20 protein-coding genes and 1 riboswitch are annotated in these 25,895 nt (G+C 59.3%); of the genes, 5 read left to right on the plus strand and 15 right to left on the minus strand.

All coding sequences use genetic code 11. The annotated features are described in order from the left end of the window. Positions 1-31: 31 nt before the first annotated feature. Complete coding sequence (ltaE, locus tag PSH69_RS22955) at positions 32-1,036, minus strand: low-specificity L-threonine aldolase (RefSeq protein WP_305409921.1); 1,005 nt, start codon at positions 1,034-1,036, stop codon at positions 32-34. 198 nt (positions 1,037-1,234) lie between these two features. Continuing rightward, positions 1,235-1,405: riboswitch (FMN riboswitch) on the plus strand. 115 nt (positions 1,406-1,520) lie between these two features. On the opposite strand from ltaE, the gene PSH69_RS22960 reads away from it, so the two are divergent. Next, positions 1,521-2,030, plus strand: a complete 510-nt coding sequence (locus PSH69_RS22960; RefSeq protein WP_019582888.1) for a 6,7-dimethyl-8-ribityllumazine synthase — start codon at positions 1,521-1,523, stop codon at positions 2,028-2,030. A gap of 49 nt (positions 2,031-2,079) precedes the next feature. Here the strand turns inward: PSH69_RS22960 and astE are convergent, their stop codons facing one another. From astE to PSH69_RS22995, 7 genes are all read right to left on the minus strand, one after another. Continuing rightward, a complete protein-coding gene (gene astE / locus PSH69_RS22965; protein ID WP_018926387.1) occupies positions 2,080-3,090 on the minus strand; it encodes a succinylglutamate desuccinylase in 1,011 nt (336 codons plus the stop codon). 12 nt (positions 3,091-3,102) lie between these two features. After that, positions 3,103-3,393 (minus strand): hypothetical protein, encoded by a 291-nt coding sequence (locus PSH69_RS22970; RefSeq protein WP_018926388.1) that lies wholly within the window; start codon positions 3,391-3,393, stop codon positions 3,103-3,105. Between the two features lie 72 nt (positions 3,394-3,465). Beyond that, complete coding sequence (gene astB, locus PSH69_RS22975) at positions 3,466-4,812, minus strand: N-succinylarginine dihydrolase (protein ID WP_305409922.1); 1,347 nt, start codon at positions 4,810-4,812, stop codon at positions 3,466-3,468. 51 nt (positions 4,813-4,863) lie between these two features. Then, positions 4,864-6,333 (minus strand): succinylglutamate-semialdehyde dehydrogenase, encoded by a 1,470-nt coding sequence (astD, locus tag PSH69_RS22980; RefSeq protein WP_167331184.1) that lies wholly within the window; start codon positions 6,331-6,333, stop codon positions 4,864-4,866. Continuing rightward, on the minus strand, positions 6,330-7,355 hold the full coding sequence (astA, locus tag PSH69_RS22985; protein ID WP_018926391.1) for an arginine N-succinyltransferase: 1,026 nt from the start codon (positions 7,353-7,355) through the stop codon (positions 6,330-6,332). Before astA ends, astD begins: the two co-directional genes overlap by 4 nt. 79 nt (positions 7,356-7,434) lie before the next feature. Further along, positions 7,435-8,454: an arginine/ornithine succinyltransferase subunit alpha gene (aruF, locus tag PSH69_RS22990; RefSeq protein ID WP_007934901.1), complete on the minus strand. Its 1,020-nt coding sequence runs from the start codon at positions 8,452-8,454 to the stop codon at positions 7,435-7,437. Between the two features lie 132 nt (positions 8,455-8,586). Further along, complete coding sequence (locus PSH69_RS22995) at positions 8,587-9,807, minus strand: aspartate aminotransferase family protein (RefSeq protein WP_305409923.1); 1,221 nt, start codon at positions 9,805-9,807, stop codon at positions 8,587-8,589. Positions 9,808-10,093: 286 nt separating this feature from the next. Between PSH69_RS22995 and PSH69_RS23000 the strand changes: the two genes are divergently transcribed. Then, entirely contained in the window at positions 10,094-14,950 is a 4,857-nt protein-coding gene (locus PSH69_RS23000) for a dermonecrotic toxin domain-containing protein (RefSeq protein WP_305409924.1), read from the plus strand. Positions 14,951-14,981: 31 nt separating this feature from the next. Here PSH69_RS23000 and argR read toward each other — a convergent pair whose 3' ends face one another. The 7 genes from argR to acs all read right to left on the minus strand — a co-directional run bounded on the left by argR (position 14,982) and on the right by acs (position 22,760). Then, a complete protein-coding gene (gene argR / locus PSH69_RS23005; RefSeq protein WP_305409925.1) occupies positions 14,982-15,962 on the minus strand; it encodes a transcriptional regulator ArgR in 981 nt (326 codons plus the stop codon). Positions 15,963-16,074: 112 nt separating this feature from the next. After that, entirely contained in the window at positions 16,075-16,839 is a 765-nt protein-coding gene (locus tag PSH69_RS23010) for an ABC transporter ATP-binding protein (RefSeq protein ID WP_007971015.1), read from the minus strand. Positions 16,840-16,866: 27 nt separating this feature from the next. After that, entirely contained in the window at positions 16,867-17,979 is a 1,113-nt protein-coding gene (locus PSH69_RS23015; RefSeq protein WP_019582881.1) for a succinylglutamate desuccinylase/aspartoacylase family protein, read from the minus strand. Between the two features lies 1 nt (position 17,980). Further along, a complete protein-coding gene (locus tag PSH69_RS23020) occupies positions 17,981-18,679 on the minus strand; it encodes an ABC transporter permease (protein WP_018926395.1) in 699 nt (232 codons plus the stop codon). Continuing rightward, entirely contained in the window at positions 18,676-19,365 is a 690-nt protein-coding gene (locus PSH69_RS23025) for an ABC transporter permease (protein WP_007934894.1), read from the minus strand. The genes PSH69_RS23020 and PSH69_RS23025 overlap by 4 nt, the downstream gene beginning before the upstream one ends. A gap of 90 nt (positions 19,366-19,455) precedes the next feature. Continuing rightward, positions 19,456-20,229, minus strand: a complete 774-nt coding sequence (locus tag PSH69_RS23030; protein ID WP_018926396.1) for an ABC transporter substrate-binding protein — start codon at positions 20,227-20,229, stop codon at positions 19,456-19,458. A gap of 575 nt (positions 20,230-20,804) precedes the next feature. Next, on the minus strand, positions 20,805-22,760 hold the full coding sequence (gene acs, locus PSH69_RS23035) for an acetate--CoA ligase (RefSeq protein WP_018926397.1): 1,956 nt from the start codon (positions 22,758-22,760) through the stop codon (positions 20,805-20,807). 405 nt (positions 22,761-23,165) lie between these two features. Between acs and PSH69_RS23040 the strand changes: the two genes are divergently transcribed. The 3 genes from PSH69_RS23040 (at position 23,166) to PSH69_RS23050 (ending at position 25,794) form a co-directional block, all read left to right on the plus strand. Further along, on the plus strand, positions 23,166-23,429 hold the full coding sequence (locus PSH69_RS23040; RefSeq protein ID WP_018926398.1) for a DUF2790 domain-containing protein: 264 nt from the start codon (positions 23,166-23,168) through the stop codon (positions 23,427-23,429). A gap of 185 nt (positions 23,430-23,614) precedes the next feature. Further along, a complete protein-coding gene (locus tag PSH69_RS23045; RefSeq protein ID WP_028939372.1) occupies positions 23,615-23,887 on the plus strand; it encodes a hypothetical protein in 273 nt (90 codons plus the stop codon). A 656-nt stretch (positions 23,888-24,543) separates the two neighbouring features. Beyond that, entirely contained in the window at positions 24,544-25,794 is a 1,251-nt protein-coding gene (locus tag PSH69_RS23050; protein WP_007934889.1) for a ribonucleotide-diphosphate reductase subunit beta, read from the plus strand. Positions 25,795-25,895 lie beyond the last annotated feature (101 nt).

Genomic DNA, 25,895 nt, shown 5'->3' on the forward strand with positions numbered 1-25,895 from the left:
ATAGAAACGGTCAATTGGACCGCTAACGCGATCAGATGCGGGAAAACTCGACGAATGTAGCGACGACCTGCTCGATTTGCGCACGGTTGACGTCCATGTGCGTGACCATTCGCAGACGAGCGGCAGCGCTGAGCTTGACCCCGCGTGTCGCGGCGAAGGCCTTGATCGCTTCGGCCTTGTCGCCCATTTTCACGTAAACCATGTTGGTCTGCACCGGCTCGACCTCATACCCCGCCGCACGCAGGCCTTCGGCCAGCCATTGTGCGTTGGCATGGTCGTCGGCCAGACGCTGTACGTTGTTATCCAACGCATACAGCCCCGCCGCCGCGAGAATCCCGGCCTGGCGCATGCCGCCGCCGACCATCTTGCGCAGACGTCGCGCCTTGGCGATCAACTCCGCCGAGCCGCACAGCACCGAACCGATCGGCGCGCCCAGGCCTTTGGACAGGCAAACCGAAACCGAATCGAAATGCTGAGTGATCTCCCGGGCATCGACACCCAGCTTGACCGCCGCGTTGTAGAGACGCGCGCCATCCAGATGCAGCGCCAGGCCATGCTCACGAGTGAAGCGGCGAGCCTGGGCCAGATACTCCAGCGGCAGCACCTTGCCCTGCATGGTGTTTTCCAGCGCCAGCAAACGGGTGCGCGCGAAGTGGAAGTCGTCCGGTTTGATCGCCGCGGCGACTTGCGCCAGGTCCAGCGAACCATCGGCTTGCACTCCCAGCGGCTGCGGCTGGATCGAACCGAGCACCGCCGCGCCACCACCTTCGTACTTATAGGTGTGGGCCTGCTGACCGACAATGTACTCGTCACCGCGCTCGCAGTGGGCCATCAAGCCCAGCAGGTTGCTCATGGTGCCCGTTGGAACAAACAGCGCCGCGGCAAAACCCAGTCGTGTTGCCAGCTCGGCTTCCAGACGATTGACCGTCGGATCTTCGCCATAAACGTCGTCACCGGTGGCGGCATTGGCCATCGCGTCGAGCATCCCTGCGGTCGGTTGGGTGACGGTGTCGCTGCGAAGATCGATAACGCTCATGAATCTGGCCTCGGTAAACAGGGGAAAAATCCGTTTCGGAAAGGAATTACTGCGGTCATGCCGACAATTAATCAAGCCTTGAACGAGGAAAAGACGCTGTATGCCTTCGGAAAACCCGATAGCAATCATCAGAAAGCAGCCATGCACGCCCCATAAATATGTGTTAAAAACGCTTCGCCGCCAAACAATCTGGCGGCAAAACGTTCTCAGGGCGGGGTGTAATTCCCCACCGGCGGTAATTGCGCGCAATGCGCATAGCCCGCGAGCGCTTGGCGACAGGCACGGCAATGGCTGTGATGGCGGCAAGGTCAGCAGACCCGGTGTGATCCCGGGGCCGACGGTCATAGTCCGGATGAAGAGAGAACGGGATTGACGCCGCCCAGGTTCCGTACCAAAGCGCCGTCCGCAGACACGTGTGCCTGCGTACCCTTAAATCCCATTCGATTCATAACGCCCTGTTTTTCACACAAACAGGAGTCAGAACATGCAACCCACCGCAATCGATAGCAAAAGCAAAAACCATCAGGGCGAGCGCGTCGCGTTCATCCAGGCCTGCTGGCACAAGGAAATCGTCGATCAGAGCCGTAAAGGCTTCGTCGCTGAAATGATTGCCCAGGGTTATCAGGAGTCGGACATCGATTTCTTCGAAGTCGGTGGCGCCTTTGAAATTCCGCTGCACGCCAAGTTGCTGGCCAAGTCCGGTCGTTATGCCGGCATCGTCGCCGCGGGCCTGGTGGTCGATGGCGGCATCTATCGCCACGAATTCGTCGCCCAGTCGGTGATCAGCGGCCTGATGCAGGTTCAGCTGGAAACCGAAGTGCCAGTGTTCTCGGTGGTTTTGACCCCGCACCACTTCCATGCCGGTGAAGAACATCAGAAGTTCTTCTTCGAGCATTTCGTGCATAAAGGTCAGGAAGCGGCGAAGACGTGTGCAGATACGCTGCACAAGACTCGCGCATTGCGCCGCAGCGAGCCTCGCGCGGTAGCTGTCTAGTTAGACGATCGTTCCCGCGCTCTGCGTGGGAACGATCACTCCACGACAGTCAGACCAGGTTTTCGTCGGTGGTCGGTACGATCAGGATACCGGCGCGCAGGCCGTTCTTGACCCTGGGGTTCGGGAAGATGATCCGGGCGCCCTGCTCTTCGATGATCCAGCGGGTATTGGCGATATCCTCGGCCAACACATAACCCACTTTCAATTCCGAAAAGTTTTCGATGTCCGCCGGCAGGTTCAGGCGGAAGTTATCGCTGTGCTTGATCACTTCCCGGGCCACGCTGAACAACTGCAACCCTTCCAGCCCTTCATCGGTCATTGGCGGCTCGGAGCCTTCGATGATCTGCTTCAGGCGGGTTTCCAGCAGGCTGACGTTGACCCCTTCGTTCTGCCCGAACGGCCGGGCCTTGCCCAGCTCCAGGGTGAAGGACTCGGCATCGAGCTTGTCGTAGGTGTAGGAGCTGAAGACGATGGAGGGTTTGTTCTGCAACAGCACCGCTTCCATACCGGCGGCGCGCAAGCGAGCCAGCTCCTGGCGTGAATGCTGACGGCCTTCTTTCCAGGGGTACAGGGCGAACTGCTCGATTTTCGAGCCACGGATCGCCGTGTGCAGGTCGTAGTGCAGACGGTTACGGTCCGGCAGGCTGAAGAACGTCGCCGCCAGCCGCTCCAGCTCACAAGCGCGCAAGGCCTCGGAACCGCTGCTTTGTTCGTGACGGCCGTTGAACAGCCGATTGACGTCCTGCTCGATGAAACGCTCACCGCGACGAATGGCCTCGGGATTGCCGAACAGGAACAGAATACGGGCGCGCGGCTTCAAGTCACCGCGGGCGATGTCATGCAACAGGCGATCGAGCAGCTCGATCGGCGCTGTTTCGTTGCCATGGATACCGGCCGACAGCAGCAGGTCCAGGCCATTGTCGCGAGCTTCAGGTGGCCGGACTTCCAGCGCACCTTCGCTCAACCAGCGCATCCGTACGCCTTCGACAGTCAGTTGAGTCTTCTCCGCCGGTTCGCGGCCGGCGAGGGTCAGTTCAAGCAGTTTGCCGAGGGCGAGCATAGAGCGGTTTCCTTAGTGGTCGTGATTGCAATCCGGGCCGTGCACGTGGTCCTCATCATCACCGAGATCGGCCGGTTCCATCTCCAGTTGCAGACTTACCAGATTAGTCGCCAATGGGCGCAACAGCAGGTTGGCGTATTCAGCGTCACCTTCTTCGACGTCCACGCCGATCAGCAACTGGCCACGGCCGTCCTGCTGAATCCACAGCTCTTTGCCTTGCCACATGACCGCGACGCGGGTGCAGGAAGTTTCCAGTTGCGTGCCGTCGGTGTCTTCAAGGATCAGCTGCAGGGTATCGCTCATGTATTTACGCTCTCATCTGGAGATTAAGCGGCGCGCTTGCCATTCATATAAAAAGCCAAAGCGCGCCGGCTATCAATTGATCTGGAATGGATAAACCGCGCCCAGTTTAAGGATTTGCGTCAGTTCATCCAGTGCCGTCCGGCACTCAAGCAACAATTGCGGGTCCGCCAGATCGTTTTCGGTCATGCGGTCGCGGTAGTGCTTGTCGACCCACTCGGTCAATGTGCCGTACAACGGAGCCGTCATGATAACCCCTTGGTTGACGGCCGCCAGTTCGGTTTCGTTGAGGGCGACGCGCAACCGCAGGCAAGCCGGGCCACCGCCGTTCTGCATGCTCTGCTTGAGATCGAAGACTTTCACTTCGCGGATCAGACCGCCAGAGCTGGTCAGGCCTTGCAGGTACTGCCAGACACGCTCGTTGCCACGGCATTCTTCCGGCACGATCAACAACATGGAGCCGTCAGGACGCGACAGCAGTTGGCTATTGAACAGGTAGGAACGAACGGCGTCTTCCACGGTGACCGCGGAACGCGGTACGCAGATCGACTGAAATTTCCCACCGACTTTTGCGAGTTTGCCTTGCAGCTCAGCGAGCATCTGGTCGGTGTCGAGGAACGCGTCCTCGTGATAGAACAGCACCTCGCCATTACCTACGGCGATCACGTCGTTATGGAACACGCCCTGATCGATCACCGAAGGGTTCTGCTGGGCGTAGACCACGCCGTCATCGCTCAAGCCATGCAGGCGAGCGACGGCCTGGGAAGCTTCGAGGGTCTGGCGCGCCGGGTACTTCTGCGGGGACGGATAACGGGTGTCGAACGCGCTACGACCGAACACGAAAAACTCGACGCCGGCTTCACCGTAGTCACGGCAGAAACGGGTGTGGTTGGCTGCGCCTTCGTCACCGAACTGCGCCACGGCCGGCAACGCGGCGTGGTGGGCAAAGTGTTTCTGGTCAGCGAACATCGCGCCCAGCACGCGACTGGTGGTCGGGTGCTCGATGCTGCGGTGGTATTTGCAATTGAGGTTAGCGGCGGTGAAATGCACACGACCGTCGGCGGTGTCGGCACTCGGGCTGACCGTGGCGGCGTTGGCCACCCACATGCTCGATGCCGAGCAACTGGCAACCAGCAGCGGCATTGCATCCTTGGCGGCGCGCTCGATCACTTGCGCGTCGGTGCCGCTGAAACCCAAGCGGCGCAGTGCACCGACGTCCGGACGTTCCTGCGGTGCCAACACGCCTTGCTGAAAGCCCATCTCCATCAGCGCTTTCATCTTCGCCAGGCCTTGCAGCGCGGCTTCCTTCGGATTGGAAGATTGCTGGCTGTTGCTCTGGGAGGCGACGTTGCCGTAGGACAGGCCACCGTAGTTATGGGTCGGCCCCACTAGACCGTCAAAATTGACTTCATAGGATTTCATCAGCGAGGCTCCACAAGAATCTGTTGTTATAGGCTGCTACAAGGGTCTGTCTTACGACATGCGTACGCCGGGCGTAAGGGCCGCTGGCAAGGTCAGGCTCGGGGTTTCCAGCGAGGCCACCGGGTACGCGCAGTAATCCGCCGCGTAATAGGCGCTGGCGCGATGGTTGCCCGAGGCGCCGACGCCGCCGAATGGCGCGCTGCTCGCCGCACCGGTCAGCTGCTTGTTCCAGTTGACGATACCGGCGCGGCTTTCCAGCCAGAATTGCTGATAACGCGCTTCGGAATCCGACAGCAGGCCGGCCGCCAGGCCATAAGCGGTGTCGTTGGCTTCAGCGATCGCCGCTTCAAAGTCAGCGTAGCGGATCACTTGCAGCAACGGCCCGAACAGCTCTTCGTCCGGGCGATCGGCAACCGCTGTCACGTCCAGAATGCCCGGGGTCAGCAACGCAGCCTGAGCCTGGGGCTGAGTCATTTCCAGCAGCGCCACGGCGCCGTTTGCCAGCAGATGCTCTTGCGCTTCCATCAGGGCTTTCGCAGCACCGAGGGAAATCACCGAGCCCATGAACGGTGCTGGTTGCTGATCGAACGCGCCGACTGAAAGGGTCGAGCTGACCGCCACCAGACGCGCCAGCAGCGTATCGCCCCAGGCGCCTTGCGGCACCAGCAAACGACGGGCGCACGTGCAGCGTTGACCGGCAGAAATGAACGCCGATTGAATGATGGTGTAAACGGCCGCATCGAGATCAGCGACCTGATCCACCACCAGCGGGTTGTTACCGCCCATTTCCAGCGCGAGGATTTTGTCTGGACGACCGGAAAACTGCTTGTGCAGATGATTGCCGGTACGGCTGGAACCGGTGAAGAACAGACCGTCGATGCCCGGGTTCGCCGCCAGGGCGATACCAGTTTCGCGAGCACCTTGCAGCAGGTTCAGCACGCCAGCCGGCAGACCGGCTTCGATCCAGCACTTGACCGTCAGTTCGGCGACTTTCGGTGTCAGTTCGCTGGGCTTGAACAGCACACTGTTACCGGCCAGCAGCGCCGGCACGATGTGACCGTTCGGCAAGTGACCGGGGAAGTTGTAAGGGCCGAACACCGCCACCACACCGTGCGGCTTGTGACGCAATACAGCGGTGGCGTCGCCCAACGGGCTGCTCTTCTCGCCGGTGCGTTCGCGGTAGCTCTGTACCGAGATGGCAATCTTGTTGACCATGCTGGTGACTTCAGTCGCCGCTTCCCACAAGGGTTTGCCGGTTTCTTCACCGATGGTGCGAGCCAGTTCGTCGGCGTGATTCTTCAGCGCGGCGGCAAAGGCTTCCAGCACACTGATGCGTTCTTCCAGGGTACGACGGGCCCAGCCCGGGAACGCCTGACGCGCGGCTTGCACGGCCGACTCGACCTGAGCGGCAGTGGCGCCTTCGCCGGCCCACAGCACTTGCTGGGTCACCGGGTTCACCGATTGAAAGCTCTCACCCTGGCCGGCCAGCCATTCACCGGCGATGTATAGCGAATTCATTATTTCGACTCCCGAGCTGCAGACAACGGAACGGCGCGTACTTGATCACCAGCGTTGAGTTGAAGACGTTTGGCGGTCAGCGGATCAACCACCAACGTGCCAGCGGCGAAGCGTGCTGGCGCGGCGGTGATCCGGCAGTCTTCGCGCTTGCGGTTATGGATCAGGAACGGCGTGGCGTCATCACCCGGGGTGCCGATGGCCAGCACCAGTGCCTGGCTGTCGCGCACCGCGCGGATCTTGGCGGTTTCGCACTCCACCGCAGGGCCTGCGTCGAAAATGTCGACGTAGCCTTGGTAACTGAAACCTTCACTCTTGAGCATCGCCAGGGCCGGCTCGGTGTCCGGATGAACCTGGCCAATCACGTTGCGCGCGTCTGGCGACAGGAAGCAGGTGTACAGCGGGAATTTCGGCATCAGTTCGGCGATGAACGCCTTGTTGCCCACGCCAGTGAGGTAATCGGCCTGACTGAATTCCATCTTGAAGAAATGCCGGCCCAGGCTTTCCCAGAACGGCGAACGCCCGGCTTCGTCGGACATGCCGCGCATTTCAGCGATGATCTTGTTGCCGAACAGTTGCGGGAACTCGGCGATGAACAGCAACCGCGCCTTGGCCAGCATGCGGCCGTTGAGGCCACTGCGGTAATCGGCGTGCAGGAACAGCGAGCACAGTTCAGAGTTGCCGGTCAGGTCATTGGCCAGGAACAACGTCGGAATTTCGCGGTAGATATTCAGCTCTTGCGAGGCACTGACCGTCAGGCCCACCCGGAAGTTGTACCAAGGCTCACGCAGGCCGACGGCGCCGGCAATCGCGGAAATACCCACCACGCGGCCATTGTCGTCTTCGAGTACGAACAGGTAGTCCGCATCGCCCCGCCCGGCTTCGCCGCGGAAGGTTTTCTCGGCCCAGCCAACCCGATGGGCCAGACGCTCTTCGTTGGCCGGCAAAGTGGTCAGGCCGGTGCCGGTGCTGCGGGCCAGGTCGATCAGAGCGGGTAAATCGCTGCTGCGTACGGGACGAACGATCATGCTATCTCCTCAAACGGGCCGCTTGCGCCACCCGCGAAATTTCGCTGCTTTCCAGACATTTCTCTCCAGGAAGCAGGCGTCAAACCGCCACCAGGCGCACGCTGGCACCTTCACCGACGCCCAAGGCTTCGGCCGCTTCAAGATCCAGGGTCACCGGTTTGCCCGGCGCGTAATCGAGCTCGAGCAATACGGCGCGGTAATCCTGCAACTGGGCATTGGCCACCAGATACTGACGACCGGCGCCTTTGACCGGCTCACCGATTTTCACCGGGACCACACGGCTCTGGGCGATCGAACGGATCCCCGAGACGCGGGCATGCAGAGTCGGGCCACCATCGAAAATATCGATGTAGTGATCGGTCTCGAAGCCTTCGCGCATCAGGATGTCGAAGGTGATTTGCGCCCGCGGGTGCACCTGGCCCATCGCCTCTTGAGCGGAGTCCGGCAGCAATGGCACGTAGATCGGGTAATGCGGCATCAGCTCGGCAAGGAACGTGCGGCTCTTCAAACCACACAGACGCTCGGCTTCGGCGTAGTTGAGGTCGAAGAAGTTGCGACCGATGGCATCCCAGAACGGCGAGTCGCCATTTTCATCGCTGTAACCGACGATCTCGGTCACCACGGAATCGGCAAAGCGCTCCGGATGGCTGGCCACGAACAACAGACGGCCACGGGAGTTGAGCTCCGCCCAAGGCGTGCCCACCAACTCTCTCTGCACGTAGAAACTGGTCAGCAAGCTGTTGCCGGTCAGGTCGTGGCACTGGGAGAGCACGTGGATCTTGTTGTGAATCTTCAGCTCGCGGGAGGCGTGCACGAACGTTTCGTTTCGAAAGCTGTAGAACGGCTCGGAATAACCGGCCGAGGCAACGATGGCCGAACAACCGACCAACTTGCCAGTGGCGGTGTCTTCGAGCACGAAGAAATAGCTCTCTTCACCGTTGAAGCTCACTTCGGCGGCGAACGAGGCTTCGCTTGCGGCGATCTTGTCGCTCAGGCGTTCAACGTCATCCGGCAAGGAAGTGACACCAATCGGGCTGTCCGCAGCCAGACGCTGTACCTCGCCCAGATCAGCCATTTGCGCGGGGCGCATCACCAGCATGGTGTCACTCCTTTCTTAACATCAGGTTGGCGAATTGCGCCAACTCGGGGAAAAAAATGCCGGGCAGGCCCGGCACAGGAAATTATCTCAACGCCTATCTATTACGATAGGCGCTGAGGAGCACTGTATGAATCAGGCTTGCGTCAGCTTGGCCACGGCGCGTTCGAAGCGGTCCAGACCGGCATCGATATCGGCGTCTTCAACCACCAGGCTTGGCGCGAAACGAATCACATCCGGGCCGGCTTGCAGGATCATCAGGCCTTCACGCTCGGCGGCGTTGAAGATGTCCTTGGCCTTGCCTTTCCAGGCATCGTTCAGCACGCAACCGAGCAGCAGGCCCAGGCCACGAACCTGAGTGAAAAGGCCGTACTTCTCGCCGATCTGCTCAAGACGGGTCTTGAACTTGTCGTGCTTGGCTTTGACACCATTCAGCACTTCGGGCGTGTTGATCACGTCGATCACTGCTTCAGCGACCGCGCACGCCAGCGGGTTGCCGCCGTAGGTGGTGCCGTGGGTGCCGACGACCAGGTGTTTGGCCAGGTCTTCGGTGGTCAGCATTGCTGCGATCGGGAAACCGCCGCCCAGGCTCTTGGCGCTGGTCAGGATGTCCGGGGTCACGCCGTAATGCATGTAGGCGAACAGCTCACCGCTGCGGCCCATGCCGGTCTGGACTTCGTCGAAGACCAGCAGCGCGTTGTGCGCATCGCACAGTTCACGGGCGCCTTGCAGGTAAGACAGCTCGGCCGGCAGTACGCCGCCTTCGCCCTGGATCGGCTCCAGCACCACCGCGCAGGTCTTGTCGGAAACAGCGGCTTTCAGCGCGGTCAGATCGTTGTAAGGCACGTGGGTGATGCCGGTGATCTTCGGACCGAAGCCGTCGGAGTACTTCGACTGGCCACCGACGTTCACGGTGAACAGCGTACGGCCGTGGAAGCTGTTGAGCGCAGCAACGATTTCGTACTTCTCGGTACCGAAACGGTCATGGGCCACGCGACGGGCCAGCTTGAAAGCGGCCTCGTTGGCTTCGGCGCCGGAGTTGCAGAAGAACACACGGTCGGCAAACGTGGCGTCGACCAGCTTATGGGCCAGGCGCAAGGCCGGCTCATTGGTGAACACGTTGGACACGTGCCACAGCTTGTTCGCCTGTTCGGTCAATGCAGCGACCAGCGCCGGGTGCGCATGGCCCAGTACGTTAACGGCAATCCCGCCGGCGAAGTCGATCAGCTCGCGGCCAGTCTGGTCCCAGACACGGGAACCGGCGCCACGCACAGGAATGAAAGCGGCAGGCGCATAGTTGGGAACCATTACCTGGTCAAAATCGGCGCGTTCTACCGCAGCGTGCTCAACGGACATCGGAGTCTCCTGATGAGGAACACTCGCCTGAAACTGGCGAGCGATGAGGGGATTGTAAGGACAGTTTTCAGCCCGGCCTTGCCGCCAAGCGACAACTTCTTATAGCGCAAACACCGGTTTTGCCCGGGTTTACGGCAATGCGACATATAGGGTCGCAAAGGCGCAGTTTAAACCGCCGGCACAGGTTATAGGCAGGCTTGTCGACCGATGCGGTAAATATGTACCGCACGCAGTGCTTCATCGTCTGTTTTGCTGGCGACTCATCCAAACGCTAAGGGAATAGCGCATGAGCCAACTCGAAAACGATCACCCTAGGGCCGCTGGCGACGATCACTTCGTCACGCAGCCGGATGATCATTACCAGCACCTGTTCAACAATCTGCCCGCCTGGGCATTAGAGGCATCGCTTGAAACCCGCAGCGCTCTCAAGAACACCACGCTTGCGACTCCCCAATGGCATGGCACCGCGACACCCTCACAGCATGCCTCGCTGAAAAAGCTCAGCCAGGAACACTGGCACCATCGAAATCGTCTGGATTCAAAGCTGTCCACGCTGAAAAACCCACGGGCATTTGCCGAACCCCTTCTAATCGCGGCCCTGAAAACCCGGTTTGGTCTGGAACTGGACGTCAAGACCACCTTCCTGCGCCTGTACATCCCACAAACCGTGACCCTGTTCAAAATCAACACCGGGGCCGCCCGCACCTGGACGGTATCGCTGCTCGATGCCGCGCTGCATAACTTCCAGGAATCGGAAACAGCCGCAGATGCCTTCGAATCCGCTTCGACCTTCATTACCGAGCCGTCGTCCACAGGGCAGTTCGAAACGTTGCCGGCGATCAAGCATAAAATCACGATTCAGGCCTTCGCCCGGCTATGCCGCGAACTCGATATCGGTGGCCAGTACACCGCGTATCTCAAGGATTTTCTGGGGCTGACCAACCCGGTGGCCGGTGCCGCGTTGAAATCCAGCACGATCGGCTTGAACAAAGCCGCACTCAGGTCGGCGCTGCAAATGGCACACATCCGCAAGGATATTCCAGATGATGCGCACCTCGCGCTCCTGCGCATGGTTGAAGGAGGTTCGAGGGCGCGACTCAATGGCCAGCCGCTCTATGGCCACGACCTGACCCTGATGTCATCCTCGCTGACCGGCATTGTCATTTTCGCGCCGAACCTTGAGCGGGCACGCAAGAGTACGCGGCTCATTGCCTATATTCCCGATGACCCCGAATACCCGCTCAAGCAATACCCCGACACGCTGGCGTTCATGACCGATCTGACCCGCAAGCTGCGGACACCCGCTTATCAAGCGTTCTTCAGCCGGTTCGTCGAGCACAAGGAACGCGGACACTTTTTCGCCGATCTCAACAGCCGCCTCCAGACCGTGACCTGGCATCAGCACCAGCCCGGCGATCCATTACCGAGCTGGCGCGAAACGCCGGTCGAGCGTCCCAATCTGCGTTTCTCCGTGCTCCCGATCAAAGCGGACCTGTGGAACCATGGCTATCAGCGGCAGTTGAACAAAATCCTCAACGACGCCAGCACTGTCGCCGTCTCCACCGCCAGCGCCGACCGAGACGCCCGCTGGGCATTGTGGGATGCCTTCAGCAAAGTGGCCTCCAGGATCCTTGAAGCTGCGTCGTTCGTGGCGGCGCCCTTGGTGCCGTTGCTTGGTGAATTGATGCTGGGATACATGGCCTACCAGTTACTGGACGAGAGCTTCGAAGGCATCGTGGACATGGCTGAAGGGCTGAAAACAGAAGCGTTCGGACACCTGATGACGTTCGTCGAAACCGTCGTTCAAGTCGGGACATTCGCGGTGGGCGGTGCAATCGCCGTCGGCGCCTTCAGCCGGCTTCTGTCCCGCGAAGCCGTCGCGCTCATCGACCCGCTCAAACCTGTCGCCACAGCCGGAGGCAAAACCCGTTACTGGATGCCGGATCTCACACCTTATGAACAGACACTCAGTTTGCCCGAAGGGGTAAAGCCCAATCATCTGGGCTTGTACCAACACGCGGGCAAAACGATGCTGCGCCTTGAGGGAAAACTGTATTCAGTGAAACCCGACCCCATGTCGGACAGGTTCCAGATTGAGCATCCGCGCCGCAACGATGCTTATCAGCCGTCGCTGCGGCATAACCACCACGGCGCCTGGCAAACCGAACTGGAACAACCGCTGTACTGGGAGCGGGAAAAGGTCATGCGTCGCCTCGGCCATAGTGTCGAGTCGTTCACCAGTGCCGAGCGCGAACAGATCCTGCGGATCAGCGGCTACCACGACAACGTATTGCGCCAGGCGCATGTCGAAAACTATCGCCCGCCGTCGCTACTGACTGACACGATCAAGCGTTGGCGGATCAACCGTGACATCGAAACGTTTATCAAACAGATCGGCAGCGATCAACCCGAGCACTATCAAAAAGCCGATACCGCCCTGCAGCATGCACTGCTGACACGCCATGACTCATGGCCGGTCGATACACCACTGCCGACACCGGAAACTCAAACGCCAGCCTTCAGACAGCAAACGGCAACACTGGCCCGCCAATATCGCAAGTCGCTGTTCGAGCGGCTCTACAGCACTCAGGAACACACCGATGATGTGCAGGTTCAGCAACTGCTCGCCGATGTGCGGGGCCTGCCGACCGATGTGGCGCAAGAGCTGGTGAGCAATGCCACCGGCACCGAGTTACGCCAGCTGCACGGTGGGCGCGTGCCTCAGCGGCTCAAGGACGCGGCGAACAAAGCCATGGAGGCAGTCCGCGCAACCCGCGCCTATGAAGGCCTTTATTCCGACGCGCTGGAAAACGTCGACACCCACAAAGTGGCCCTGCACAGCCTGAACGCATTGCCCGGCTGGCCGGACGGACTACGCATCGAAGTGCGGGATTACTCCAGCGAGGGCACCGTGCGCGACAGCATTGGCCCGACCGATGCAGCCATCGTTAAAACGTTGGTGGCCAACGAAGATGGCTCCTATCACGTTGATCAGGACACGCCCGGTGATTTCTACCAGGCACTCTTTCAAACGTTGCCCCAGGCCCATCGCAATGCGTTCAGCCCTGCCATCGCTGACGCCCAGGTCCTCAGACAGCGCATTGCCGAAAACGCGCTGGACCAGCCGACGCTACGCACTCTGTTTGCCAGGCATCCCCATCGAAAACCCTACTACGACCCGACCACCATGCGCCTTCCTGGTGGTGCGCAGGGCTATGACCGCGGCAATCGTATGACCCCCACCCTCAACGACAGGGTCCGGGAGGTTTATCCCGATCTGTCCCAGGATCAATTGCAGTCCGTGGTCCAGGCATTGCAAAGCCACCCCGATGGCGCTCGGGTAGAACTCTCACGCGTACACAACGAGCTGAACCGATTGCATCTGGATCTGGGTCGATGGATAAACGAAGCCCCGACGGCACACCCCGACACAGGGGTTGCGTTGAGCGCCCTGGAGCGCCAGGCCGAACAACACATTCGCAGGTTGCTGGCGCAGGAAATCCAGCGCGCCTGGCGGCGCCAAACCGATCGGGATTTTGACACCTCGGACGACATGGAGCGGTACGTGCTCAGGTTCGACGAACCGATGCTGGGTGATCTGCCATCGTTGACTGCAGATTTCAGTCATGTGTCGCTGCTATCCCTGGAAGGCAGCCACGCAGCGCAAGGTGTTGCTGGTTTTCTACAGGGCTTCAGCGGACTTCGCCGACTGGAACTGCGCCGTTTCTCCCTGACCACCCTCCCCGACGCCATCACCCGGATGCCGCAGCTCGAAGCGCTGGTGTTAAGCGATTGCGGCATCAGGGTAGACGCCCCCACCTGGTTGAAGCTGACGTCATTAAACAAACTGACCATGCTGGATCTTTACCGCAACCCGTTTGAAACGGTGCCCCGCATCGACTCGATGACTGAACTGACTCATCTGGACCTGAGCAGCACCAACCTGACCGAAATCCCGCCCGGCACTCTGCAACACCCGCGCCTGAACACCCTTCTGCTGATGAACAATGGAATCAGCGAACTGCCGGCGGCCTTGTTCGACAGTCCGCTGTATGAAAAGCGTGGCATACACCTCACGCACAATCCGGTTTCCGACAGCTCGCGACAACTCATCAAAAACCATCACGTCGACAGCGCTTTCGACATGGGCGTTTTCGCACCCGAGGCAGACATTGATCGTGTCAGGGCACTCTACCCAGGCATGGAAGTCGAGCAAGCCAGCGAGTTCGTCTACGAATTGCCCGGCACGCTGGAGGAAGGTCGGGTCGCGTTGACGCGCCTGGAAGAAGAGCTGAGCCAATTGAGGAACGATCTGTCTGCCTGGACCGCCGCTCTTCCGGACCTGCATCCACTGACGGACGAACCCTTCAGCGCAGCTCAACTGCTTGTCGAGCACGCCAACCGCGACGAATTCAAGCAAGCCCTTGAGAACTGCTGGCAACGGGATGCGGAGCTGGATAACTTCAGCGATACGCTTGAACCCACCTACGATCTGACACTTTCCACGGTCATCAATGGAGAACTGCCTGCCCTGAGCGCTGATTTCAGCCATGTGTCGTCACTGGAGTTTCGCAGTGCGGAGGGGGTGACGCGCATCGGACGTTTCCTGGAGTCCTTTCCCAACCTGAAAAGCCTCAGGCTGCGCAGCTGTGACCTTGGCGACATTCCGGAGGCGGTGTTCAAAATGGGTCAACTCAGGTCTCTGTCACTTCCCGAGTGTCGTGTCAGTCTGTCATCAGAATCGGTCGCCGCCCTGGCGGGGATGGAACAGCTCGACTATCTCGACCTGGGCTCGAACCCGCTAGGACAGACGCCTGATGTGAGTCAGATGCCGGCGCTGGCGACCGTGCTGCTGAACGACACCGGCATCAACCGGATACCGGAAGGACTGTTACAGCTGGCCGAGCTGGACTGGGCAGACTTGAGCGGCAACGCCATCACCGAGGTGCCCAGTGACTTGTCGGAACTGCCGGTGGACGTCGCAGATAATATTTCGTTGAGGGGAAATCCATTTTCCGAGGAAAGCCTGTTACGGCTGATCGCTTACTTCGAACGCACGGGCGCGGATTTTGGTGTGGAAGCCGTGATCAATCGGGGTGAAATAGAAATCTCCGACTCTGAAGGTTCCGAGATCGACGAGTAGTACAGCGCTCGATCATGGCGCGGTTGATCGATCAACCGCGCTCCGACGGCACCGACGACAACTCGAACGGACTGCTGCTGCGCCGCTGGTTGCGATCTTCCCGCGGCGTGGCACCGAAGAAGTTGCGGTAGGCGCTGGAGAAATGCGGCCCCGAAGAGAAGCCACACGACAGGCCGATCTGGATGATCGACTTGCTGGTTTGCATCAACATCTGCCGGGCCTTGTTCAGGCGCAGTTCCAGGTAGTACTGGCTCGGCACACGGTTGAGGTATTGCTTGAAGATCCGCTCCAGCTGCCGACGCGATACGCACACATGCTGGGCGATTTCGTCAGTGGTCAGCGGCTCTTCGATATTGGCTTCCATCAGCAACACCGCCTGGGTGAGCTTCGGATGACTGGAACCCAAGCGGTTCTGCAAAGGAATACGCTGGCGCTCGCCGCCCTCGCGAATGCGCTCGACCACCAATTCTTCCGACACCGCACCGGCCAGTTCGGCGCCGTGATCGCGGGCCAGCACCGCCAGCAACAGGTCGAGCACCGACATGCCGCCGCACGCGGTCAAGCGGTCACGATCCCAGTCGAACAGGTGACTGGTGGCAATCACTTTCGGGAAACGCTCGGCGAAATCGTCCTGCCAGCGCCAATGCACGGCAGCGCGATAACCGTCGAGCAAACCCAATTGCGCCAATGGGTAAACACCGGCGGACAATCCGCCGATCACACAACCGGCGCGCACCAGCTGTTTCAACGCACTGCTGAGCGGCGGCGCGAGAGAAGTCGGTGGCTCATCGGCGAGCAGGAACAGTTTCTGAAAGTTTTCGAGCTTGCCGGCCCATGGCTCACCGGGCAATTGCCAGGCGCCCTCGGTCGGCGGTTCGGCCTGCAAAAACGACAATTCGTAAACAACGTCCGGGTGCACACGCTGGGCAACACGCAAGGCCTCCTCAGCCAGCGCAAGCGTCAGAGCTTTAGTGCTGGGCCAAATCAGGAAACCAATTCGATGGGCAGTCATGGCGGGCAATCCGAAACGAAAACAGTGTTAAAGCCAAAGGCGGCTGCAACCAAATTAGACCATCTGGCGCGCGGTGCGCAGCATGACCTAATTTGGTGCGTAACGGGAGCGATTACTTGAGGCTGCCCGAGAGGAATTGTTGCAAGCGTTCCGACTGCGGATTGACCAGCACTTCGCGCGGGTTGCCGCTTTCTTCGACGACGCCTTTGTGCAGGAACACCAGCTGGTTCGACACTTCACGGGCAAAGCCCATTTCGTGCGTCACCACCACCATGGTCCGGCCTTCCTGTGCCAGGGCCTGCATGACTTTCAGCACGTCACCTACCAACTCCGGGTCGAGGGCCGAGGTCGGTTCGTCGAACAGCATCACTTCGGGCTCCATCGCCAGCGCACGGGCAATCGCCACACGCTGTTGCTCGCCACCGGACATGTGACCCGGGTAGGCGTCCTTGCGATGAGCCACGCCAACCTTGTTCAGGTAGTGCTCGGCTTTCTCGCGGGCTTCGGCCTTGGACACACCGAGCACATGCACCGGCGCTTCCATGATGTTTTCCAGCGCGGTCATGTGCGACCACAGGTTGAAATGCTGGAACACCATCGACAGGCGCGAACGCATGCGTTGCAGCTGTTTCGGGTCGGCGGCTTTCAGCGCGCCGTCCTTGTTGGCAACCAGTTTCAACTCTTCGTTGTTGAGCAGAATCTTGCCCGCGTGCGGCTGCTCGAGCAGGTTGATGCAACGCAGGAAAGTACTTTTGCCGGAGCCACTGGAGCCGATGATGCTGATCACATCGCCAGCTGCCGCTTTCAGGGACACGCCCTTGAGCACTTCGTGACTGCCATAGCGTTTATGCAGGTCTTGGACTTCAAGTTTGTACATGCGGTCGGTTCTCACAAAAACAGTCAGTCAGTCGTTGAGCAAGCGCCCGTGACGCAGCGCTTCGCGCCCCGCCACCTTGGCCAGCCAGAAACCGGGTTGGGCGTAACGCAGCCGTTCAATGGCAAACAGCACCCCGGACGTACCAGCACACACCGTGCTGACCCGATCCGCCAGCGGATCGATCACTTCAAAAATCTCGTCGCCTGCTTCAACCCATTCACCGGGTTTACGCAGAAAACTCAGCACGCCAGGATGCGGCGCGAACAGCAATTCGGTGCCTTCGAACGGCATGCCTTCGCACGCGTCCTGCGCAGGCTTGGGCCATTCACCGCCGATCAAGCCTTGCTCGGCGAGGAACGCCAGAATGCCTTCGGCGTGAGCTTCTGCCTCAGCGCGACCGGTATCGGCCTGACCACCCAGTTCGATGGTCGTCGCCAGGCAGGCCAGTGGAATCTGCGCATCCGGGAACAGACGCGACAAACGCAGCCACGGCAGCGAGCACGCTTCGTCAAAGGAACTTCCGCCGGAATCTTCCGCCAGCAGGCCGACCTTGACGTTCAAGTGCGCAGCCAGTGAGCGCCAGTGCGACCAGTGTTGCGGCAAGGCGTACATATGCAGCGCCGCTTCGCAATCGCAATGCAGATCCAGCACCACGTCAGCGGTGCAGGCATGGCTGAGCAAGATGCGCTGCATGCCTTGCAACTGGCTGCTCGCCTCTGGCAAAGCTGCCAGGTGATCGCTCATGGCCTGACGGATCAGTCGAATATTGGCATGCGGATCATCACCCAGATGCCCATCGAGTTCGGCGGCCACCGGCGCGCTGAGTTCGACGAAATCCCGGTTGAAGTTCTTGCCACTGCCCGCTTCGAAACGCCCCTGATGATTGCCTTGCAGCAATTGCCCCAGGCCCAATGGATTGGCCACCGGCACCAGTTCGATCACACCGTTGAGCAAACCTTGGGCTTCGAGTTCGCTCAGGCGCTTTTTCAGCTCCCAGGCGGTGCGCATCCCCGGCAGCTCATCGGCGTGCAGGCTGGCCTGGATATAGGCCTTGCGCTCGCCAGCGCCGAAGCGGAACACCGAGATCCGGCGTTCACTGCCCAGGTGGCTCCACGGCAAAGCATGATCGATGCGTTCCATATCAGTGCTTCCGCGGGGCCAGATAGCCCAGCCAGCGGTGCTCGGCCATTTTGAACAGGCGCACCAGAATGAACGTCAGGCACAGGTAGAACGCGCCAGCGGTGATGTAGGCTTCGAACGGCAAGTAGAACTGAGCGTTGACCGTGCGCGCGGCACCGGTGATGTCGATCAGGGTCACGATGGACGCCAGACTGGTGGTCTGCAGCATCATGATCACTTCGTTGCTGTACTGCGGCAGGGCCCGGCGCAGGGCCGATGGCAGCAGGATCCGCTTGTACATCTTGATGCGTGACATGCCCATGGCCTTGGCCGCTTCGATCTCGCCGTTCGGCGTGGCGCGCAGGCTGCCGGCGATGATTTCGGCGGTGTAGGCACTGGTGTTGATCGCGAAGGCCAGGCACGCACAGAACGAGGCACTGGACAGCCATGGCCAGAGGAAGCTTTCACGTACTGTTTCGAATTGCGCCAGACCGTAGTAGATCAAGAACAGTTGCACCAGCATCGGCGTGCCGCGGATCACGTAGGTGAACAGCCAGGCACTCATGTTGACCAGCGGCTGCTTGGAGACACGCATCAACCCCAGCGGCAGTGCCGCCAGCAAACCGAAGAACAGCGACAGCGCGAGCAGTTTGAGGGTGGTCACCAGCCCGCCGAAGTACAGCGGCAAGGCATCCCAAATGACGTTGTAGTCGAAGATCATAGCTCAGCCGCCCTTACGCCTACCGAGTAGCGCTTCTCAAGATGACGCAATGCCAGCAACGAGACGCTGGTGATCACCAGGTACATCGCCGCCACTGCGAGGAAGAAGGTGAAAGGCTCGCGGGTAGCGTCTGCCGCCTGCTTGGCCTTGAACATCATGTCTTGCAGACCCACCACCGAAATCAGCGCGGTGGCCTTGGTCAGTACCAGCCAGTTGTTGGTGAAGCCCGGAATCGCCAGGCGAATCATCTGCGGCACCAACACCCGGAAGAACACCTGAAAACTGCTCATGCCGTACGCCATGCCGGCTTCTGCCTGACCTTTGGGGATCGCCATGAACGCACCACGGAAGGTTTCCGACAGGTACGCACCGAAGATGAAGCCCAGGGTGCCGATACCGGCGGCCAACGGGTTCAGGTCGATGTAGTCGTCATAGCCGAGCATCGGCGCAACGCGGTTGAGCAGGTCCTGGCCGCCGTAGAAAATCAGCAGGATCAGCACCAGGTCGGGAATACCGCGGATCACCGTGGAATACAGATCGCCCAGCCAGGCCAGCCAGCGCACCGGCGACAGACGCAGCGCAACGCCGATCAGCCCCAGGACGATGGCCAGGGCCATGGACGACAAGGCGAGCTGAAGCGTCAGCCATGCGCCATCGAGGATGACAGCCCCGTAGCCTTTCAACATGATTCAGGTCCTCGAAAGTTGGGATGAAAAAATGGCGCAAACCTCAGAGATCCTGTTGCTTGCGCCATTTCGGACTTGTTGCGGGGACGATTACTTGCCGTAGATATCGAAGGCGAAGTACTTGTCCTGGATTTGCTTGTACTTGCCGTTCGCGCGAATGGCCGCGATCGCGGTGTTGATCTTGTCTTTCAGCGCGTCGCCCTTGCGAACCGCGATCCCTACGCCGTCGCCGAAGTATTTGACGTCGGTGAAGGCCGGACCAACGAAGGCGAAGCCCTTGCCGGCGTCGGTTTTCAGGAAGCCGTCATCCAGCAGGGTAGCGTCTGCCACGGTGCCGTCGAGGCGGCCAGCGGCCACGTCGAGGTAGATTTCGTTCTGCGAACCGTAAGGCTTGATCTCGGCACCCAGCGGGGCCAGGACTTCGCGGGCGAAACGCTCGTGGATCGAACCACGTTGCACGCCGATGTTCTTGCCCTTCAGCTCAGTCAGGTTTTCGCTGACCTGGGTGCCGGCTTTCATGACCAGGCGAGCCGGGGTGTTGTAGTACTTGTTGGTGAAGTCCACGGACTTCTTGCGGTCTTCAGTGATCGACATGGACGACAGGATCGCGTCGATCTTGCGCACTTTGAGTGCCGGGATCAGGCCGTCGAACTCTTGCTCGACCCACTGGCACTTGACCTTCATCTCTTCGCACAAGGCGTTGCCGATGTCGTAGTCGAAACCCACGATGCTGCCGTCCGGTGCTTTGGAGGCGAACGGAGGGTAAGCCGCTTCGATACCGATTTTCAGAGGTTTTTCATCGGCGAATGTCGGCAGGGACAGCACGGACAGTGCCAGGGCGCCAAGCAGCACGAGTTTCTTCATCTTGGGACTCCATCGGTAAAGGGCAAAAACGGCAGAGTGAGCGACAGCCCAATATGCGAATGGTTAAACCAAAAAGCGGTGCTGCGTCCTAGGAACCGTGCGCTGATTTCAACGCAGGCAACGACGAGCGAGTGATTGGCATTCTAACGACAGGTCCGAAGCCGATATTTCTTCAATGCGACAACAAATTACAGAAGCACCGAGAATGCCGCTTGGGCACGTTGACAGCTCTGCAATTTCATGCAAGAGCAAAAGACAGTGAACCGATATATGTTGCAAATTGCGGGCCTATTATTGGCAAACCCTTCTAATCCGGCAAGCGTAGCGTTGTGTCTTATTTTTCATGACGATTGAGAAGCCCTGAAACGGGGCTTTGCGTTTCCCATTGCCTCGTTATCGGGCAGGCGGTTACACATTCAGTTACTTGAAAGGTGATGGGTAACAGTGGGAAAGGGCCTACAGGGGAAGCCGATAATTATTGGCACTCCTGCGGGTACTGATCGCTCCCACAATCAGTACGAAAAAGCCCCACCAGGCTCAACACCTGGCAGGGCTTCGATGACTCCGAATGCTAATTACGCAACATTCATCGTCTTGTGCGTATCAATCAAATGCTGCACCACACCCGGATCGGCCAGGGTGGAGATATCGCCCAACCCGTCGTATTCCGCCGTAGCAATCTTGCGCAGAATCCGGCGCATGATCTTGCCCGAACGGGTTTTCGGCAGGCCCGGCGCCCATTGAATGACATCCGGCGAGGCAATCGGGCCAATCTCTTTACGCACCCAATTCTTCAGCTCCAGGCGCAGTTGCTCGCTCGGCTCTTCGCCCGCATTCAACGTGACGTAGACATAAATGCCCTGCCCCTTGATGTCGTGCGGCACACCCACCACCGCCGCTTCGGCGACTTTCGGGTGAGCGACCATCGCGCTTTCGATCTCGGCGGTGCCCATGCGGTGCCCGGAAACGTTGAGCACGTCATCCACGCGACCGGTGATCCAGTAGTAACCGTCCGCATCACGACGCGCACCGTCACCGGTGAAGTACATGCCACGGAAAGTCTTGAAGTAGGTGTCGACGAAACGGTCATGGTCGCCATACAGCGTGCGCGCCTGGCCTGGCCACGAATCGAGGATCACCAGGTTGCCCTCGGCAACGCCTTCGATGATGTTGCCCAAGTTGTCCACCAGCGCCGGCACCACGCCGAAGAACGGCCGTGCTGCAGAGCCAGGTTTCAGCGCATGAGCACCCGGCAATGGGCTCATCATGTTGCCGCCTGTTTCGGTCTGCCACCAGGTATCCACGATCGGGCAACGGGATTGGCCGACATTCTTGTAGTACCAATCCCACGCTTCCGGGTTAATTGGCTCACCGACCGAACCCAACAGACGCAGGCTGCTGCCATCAGCGCCTTCGACAGCGGCGGTGCCCGACGCCATCATCGCGCGGATCGCGGTCGGCGCGGTGTAGAGGATGTTGACCTTGTGCTTGTCGACAACCTTCGCCACCCGGGTGATATCCGGATAGTTCGGCACGCCTTCGAACAGCACCGTGGTCGCGCCATTGGCCAGCGGGCCGTAGACGATATAAGTGTGGCCGGTGACCCAACCAACGTCGGCGGTGCACCAGTAGATTTCGCCCGGGCGGTAGTCGAACACTCGCTCGTGGGTCATCGCCGCATACAGCAGGTAACCGCCGGTGGTGTGCTGCACGCCCTTCGGCTTGCCGGTGGAGCCAGAGGTATAAAGGATGAACAGCGCTTCTTCGGCGCCCATCTCTTTCGGCGCGCAGACACTGCCCGCCACTTTCATCAGGTCTTCGTACCAGATGTCGCGATGCTGGTTCCACTTGATGTTGCCACCAGTACGCTTGCACACGATGACTTTCTGGATGCTGCTGGTTTCCGGGTTGGTCAGCGCGTCGTCGACGTTAGCCTTGAGCGGGATCTTCTTGCCGGCACGAACGCCTTCGTCGGCAGTGATCACCACTTTCGAGCGGCAGTCGATGATGCGACCGGCCAGGGCTTCCGGCGAGAAACCACCGAACACCACCGAGTGAATCGCGCCGATCCGGGTGCAGGCCAGCATGGCGACCACGGCTTCGGGGATCATCGGCATATAGATGGTCACCACATCGCCACGGTGCACATCCTGGCCGCGCAAGGCGTTGGCGAACTTGCAGACTTCTTCGTGCAGCTCGCGGTAGGTGATGTTGCGGCTTTCGGCAGGGTCATCCCCTTCCCAAATAATCGCGACTTGATCGCCACGCTCGGCCAGATGACGGTCGAGGCAGTTGTAGGAAACGTTCAGCGTGCCGTCGGCGAACCATTTGATGTCGACATGGTGATCGTCAAAGGACGTCTGCTTCACCGTGGTGAAAGGCTTGATCCAGTCGAGGCGCTTGGCTTGTTCGCGCCAGAAGCCGTCCGGGTTGACGACCGATTGCTGGTACATGGCCTTGTAAGTGGCCTCGTCAGTCAGCGTATTGGCTGCTACCTCGGGACGAACGGGATACAAAGAAGCCGCACTCATCTTTCTTACCTCGGTGGAATAGTTGTTTTTGTATGGCCCCAGTTGTAGCCGGGGCGGGCCTATAGAACCATTCGACGATGGTAGTAACAAGCCCCTACAAAATGTGGCTATACCGCGACGAAGCGCTCAAACCCGGCTATTGCAGGGCCTCGCAGGAGCTGGCGAAGCCTGCGATCTTTTGATCTTCGCGGAGATTGTTACCAAATCTGCCAAAAGTGTTTATCAAAAGCACAGCTATATGCCCGCCACCCCCAAGCCTAAAATCGGTCTCGCCAACACGGCAATGTGATTAACCCAGTTGCAGCCCCCACGAAGGCAGTTAATCCAAGACTCTTTACTAAAGCTCCACACGCAATCCTAAAAAGATTGCGTGACCCCATTCGACCTCAGAAAGGTAAATTCGAAATGAAAGCTTTATTGGTTCTGGCCCTCAGCAGTCTGTGCGCAACCGCCATGGCAGACGAGGCTCCGACTGATGCCGCAAAACAACAACCCGTCGTCGAGGAATACACCTACTCCACCCATCTGGACATCGCCAAAGTTGTCTCGATGAGCGAAATCCCGAATGTCTGCGAAGTGGTCCCGGCCAAAATGGTCTACGACGACTCCAAAGGCCAGCGACACATTCTGCGTTATAGCGTCATGGGTAACGGCTGCTCCAACGGCTGATCCGCCCCACTTTTATCTCCCGAGGCTCGACCCATCCTTTTTTAGAGACCAGATGAAGCGCCGAGCCTTGCATCGATAAATACGATTGTTTTAAGCATTTATTTGCACTTTTTAATCAAAATACTTGGCGTAGTATTCATTCCACACCCAAGGCACACAACGCCAACGAACCTGGAGCCACTACCATGAAAACCAAACTGATCCTCGCCCTGACCCTTTCCGTCCTGGCCGCCAACACCTTCGCTGCCGACGGCTACGACCGCACTGGCTCGGCTGCTTTCAACGACGCGGCTGTCGCTTCTGACGGTTACGACCACACCGGTTCTGCCTCTTTCGCGGCTGACGGTTTTGATCGTACGGGTGCTGCCAAAGTCGCTGCCGATGGCGCCGATCACATCGGTGCAGCCAAAGTTGCTGCTGATGGCTCTGACCGCGTGGGTGCCGCTCGTTTCAGCTGAAACCCGGCGCGACATCACAGCCCGACTTCGGTCGGGCTTAGTTGTGTCTGGAGTGGTTGAAAATCGACCAAAACCACAACATGTAGTGAAAAATAGGGTTTTTTGGTTGTTTTTTGAGCAACGCTTTTCAAGCCCCTTTGCAGCTCAGAATTGCACACAATCTCGTCCACAAAACCCCGTCTATTGCTCTGCAAGCCCCGCCCCACCTGGCTTGCGCCACCACAACTGCCCGTAACGGTGCGAACACCCCGGCCTCACCGTCAAAAACCAGCCGAAACAGGCGAAAAAAAAACTTCCTCCGCCAAAGCCCTGTAAACCCTCGCTCCAACCTGAAAACGCCCCTCGCCGAGCCCTCCAGGTGCCATTTCGCCGCACCACGGGGCCGAAAATTTCCTTATAATGCGGACTTAAACGGGCCTGCAATATTCCCTTACAGGGGTGAAAAGCCAGTCTGAAGCCCACGCAGAGCGGTTCACACTTTCTGCGCCCATCAGCGGCTTCGGAACACCCGTACAAAATTCTGTTTATTGCCTGCGTTGTACTGCTGCAACAAACGATTTCCTTTAGATCCAACGCGGCCAGAACCGGCCGTGTGAAAAACCAACCTATCAGTTTTCACACGGGCAATCTGGCCCTCACGCAGGAGACGACACGTCATGCTGAGCTGGGACGAATTCGACAAAGAAGATGACGGCGAAGTCGCTGTAAAAGGCGCCAATGCCGGCCACGCTTCTGAAGCCAACATGGACCGCCTCGACAGCGCCGGTGGTGCCGCCGCTCAAGAGGCCCGCGCCGTGACCGCGACGGACTCCGCCGCGATCGCCCGCGCCAAGGCTGCCCTGGATTCCCTCGACGTCGCCGAAGGCCTCGCCGAACTGGAAGGCGCCTCTGCCCGTGTAGCTGTCGATGAAAAGCGCATGATCAACTGCCGCGCCGACCTCAACCAGCTCGTGCCATTCAAATACGACTGGGCATGGCAGAAGTACCTGGACGGCTGCGCAAACCACTGGATGCCGCAAGAAGTCAACATGACCGCCGACATCGCCCTCTGGAAAAACCCGGAAGGCCTGACCGACGACGAGCGCCGCATCGTGATGCGCAACCTCGGCTTCTTCTCCACCGCCGACTCCCTGGTTGCCAACAACCTGGTCCTGGCCGTGTACCGCCTGATCACCAACCCGGAATGCCGCCAGTACATCCTGCGCCAGGCCTTCGAAGAGGCGATCCACACCCACGCCTACCAGTACTGCATCGAATCGTTGGCCATGGATGAAGGCGAGATCTTCAACATGTACCACGAGATCCCATCGGTCGCGAAAAAAGCCACCTGGGGCCTGAAATACACCCGTTCGATCTCCGATCCGAAGTTCGAAACCGGCACCGTCGAAACCGACAAAGAACTGCTGCGCAACCTGATCGCCTACTACTGCGTTCTGGAAGGCATCTTCTTCTACTGCGGCTTCACCCAAATCCTCTCCATGGGCCGCCGCAACAAAATGACCGGCGTCGCCGAGCAGTTCCAGTACATCCTGCGCGACGAATCCATGCACCTGAACTTCGGCATCGACGTGATCAACCAGATCAAAATCGAAAACCCGCACTTGTGGGATGCCGAGATGAAGGAAGAGGCTTCGCAGATGATTCTGCAAGGCACTCAGCTGGAGATCGAATACGCTCGGGATACCATGCCTCGTGGGGTGTTGGGCATGAATGCGGCGATGATGGAGGATTACCTGAAGTTCATCGCTAACCGTCGTTTGAGCCAGATTGGTTTGAAGGAAGAGTATCCGGGGACTACGAATCCGTTCCCTTGGATGAGCGAGATCATGGACTTGAAGAAAGAGAAGAATTTCTTTGAGACTCGGGTTATTGAGTATCAAACCGGCGGTGCACTTAGCTGGGATTGATTCCTGAGCTAGCCGTGATTTGACGATGTAAATCGAAAAATCGAATTGCAAGAGGCCCCGATCTGATCGGGGCCTTTTTATTGGGTAAGAAAATTCTCACT

This window comes from Pseudomonas sp. FP1740 (assembly GCF_030687165.1).
Taxonomy (GTDB): Bacteria; Pseudomonadota; Gammaproteobacteria; order Pseudomonadales; family Pseudomonadaceae; genus Aquipseudomonas.

Bases quoted from the DNA above. Each gene is read 5' to 3' on its own strand.
- ltaE (WP_305409921.1), bottom strand. From the start codon at position 1,036: ATGAGCGTTATCGATCTTCGCAGCGACACCGTCACCCAACCGACCGCA.
- PSH69_RS22960 (WP_019582888.1), top strand. From the start codon at position 1,521: ATGCAACCCACCGCAATCGATAGCAAAAGCAAAAACCATCAGGGCGAG.
- astE (WP_018926387.1), bottom strand. From the start codon at position 3,090: ATGCTCGCCCTCGGCAAACTGCTTGAACTGACCCTCGCCGGCCGCGAA.
- PSH69_RS22970 (WP_018926388.1), bottom strand. From the start codon at position 3,393: ATGAGCGATACCCTGCAGCTGATCCTTGAAGACACCGACGGCACGCAA.
- astB (WP_305409922.1), bottom strand. From the start codon at position 4,812: ATGAAATCCTATGAAGTCAATTTTGACGGTCTAGTGGGGCCGACCCAT.
- astA (WP_018926391.1), bottom strand. From the start codon at position 7,355: ATGATCGTTCGTCCCGTACGCAGCAGCGATTTACCCGCTCTGATCGAC.
- aruF (WP_007934901.1), bottom strand. From the start codon at position 8,454: ATGCTGGTGATGCGCCCCGCGCAAATGGCTGATCTGGGCGAGGTACAG.
- PSH69_RS22995 (WP_305409923.1), bottom strand. From the start codon at position 9,807: ATGTCCGTTGAGCACGCTGCGGTAGAACGCGCCGATTTTGACCAGGTA.
- PSH69_RS23000 (WP_305409924.1), top strand. From the start codon at position 10,094: ATGAGCCAACTCGAAAACGATCACCCTAGGGCCGCTGGCGACGATCAC.
- argR (WP_305409925.1), bottom strand. From the start codon at position 15,962: ATGACTGCCCATCGAATTGGTTTCCTGATTTGGCCCAGCACTAAAGCT.
- PSH69_RS23010 (WP_007971015.1), bottom strand. From the start codon at position 16,839: ATGTACAAACTTGAAGTCCAAGACCTGCATAAACGCTATGGCAGTCAC.
- PSH69_RS23015 (WP_019582881.1), bottom strand. From the start codon at position 17,979: ATGGAACGCATCGATCATGCTTTGCCGTGGAGCCACCTGGGCAGTGAA.
- PSH69_RS23020 (WP_018926395.1), bottom strand. From the start codon at position 18,679: ATGATCTTCGACTACAACGTCATTTGGGATGCCTTGCCGCTGTACTTC.
- PSH69_RS23025 (WP_007934894.1), bottom strand. From the start codon at position 19,365: ATGTTGAAAGGCTACGGGGCTGTCATCCTCGATGGCGCATGGCTGACG.
- PSH69_RS23030 (WP_018926396.1), bottom strand. From the start codon at position 20,229: ATGAAGAAACTCGTGCTGCTTGGCGCCCTGGCACTGTCCGTGCTGTCC.
- acs (WP_018926397.1), bottom strand. From the start codon at position 22,760: ATGAGTGCGGCTTCTTTGTATCCCGTTCGTCCCGAGGTAGCAGCCAAT.
- PSH69_RS23040 (WP_018926398.1), top strand. From the start codon at position 23,166: ATGAAAGCTTTATTGGTTCTGGCCCTCAGCAGTCTGTGCGCAACCGCC.
- PSH69_RS23045 (WP_028939372.1), top strand. From the start codon at position 23,615: ATGAAAACCAAACTGATCCTCGCCCTGACCCTTTCCGTCCTGGCCGCC.
- PSH69_RS23050 (WP_007934889.1), top strand. From the start codon at position 24,544: ATGCTGAGCTGGGACGAATTCGACAAAGAAGATGACGGCGAAGTCGCT.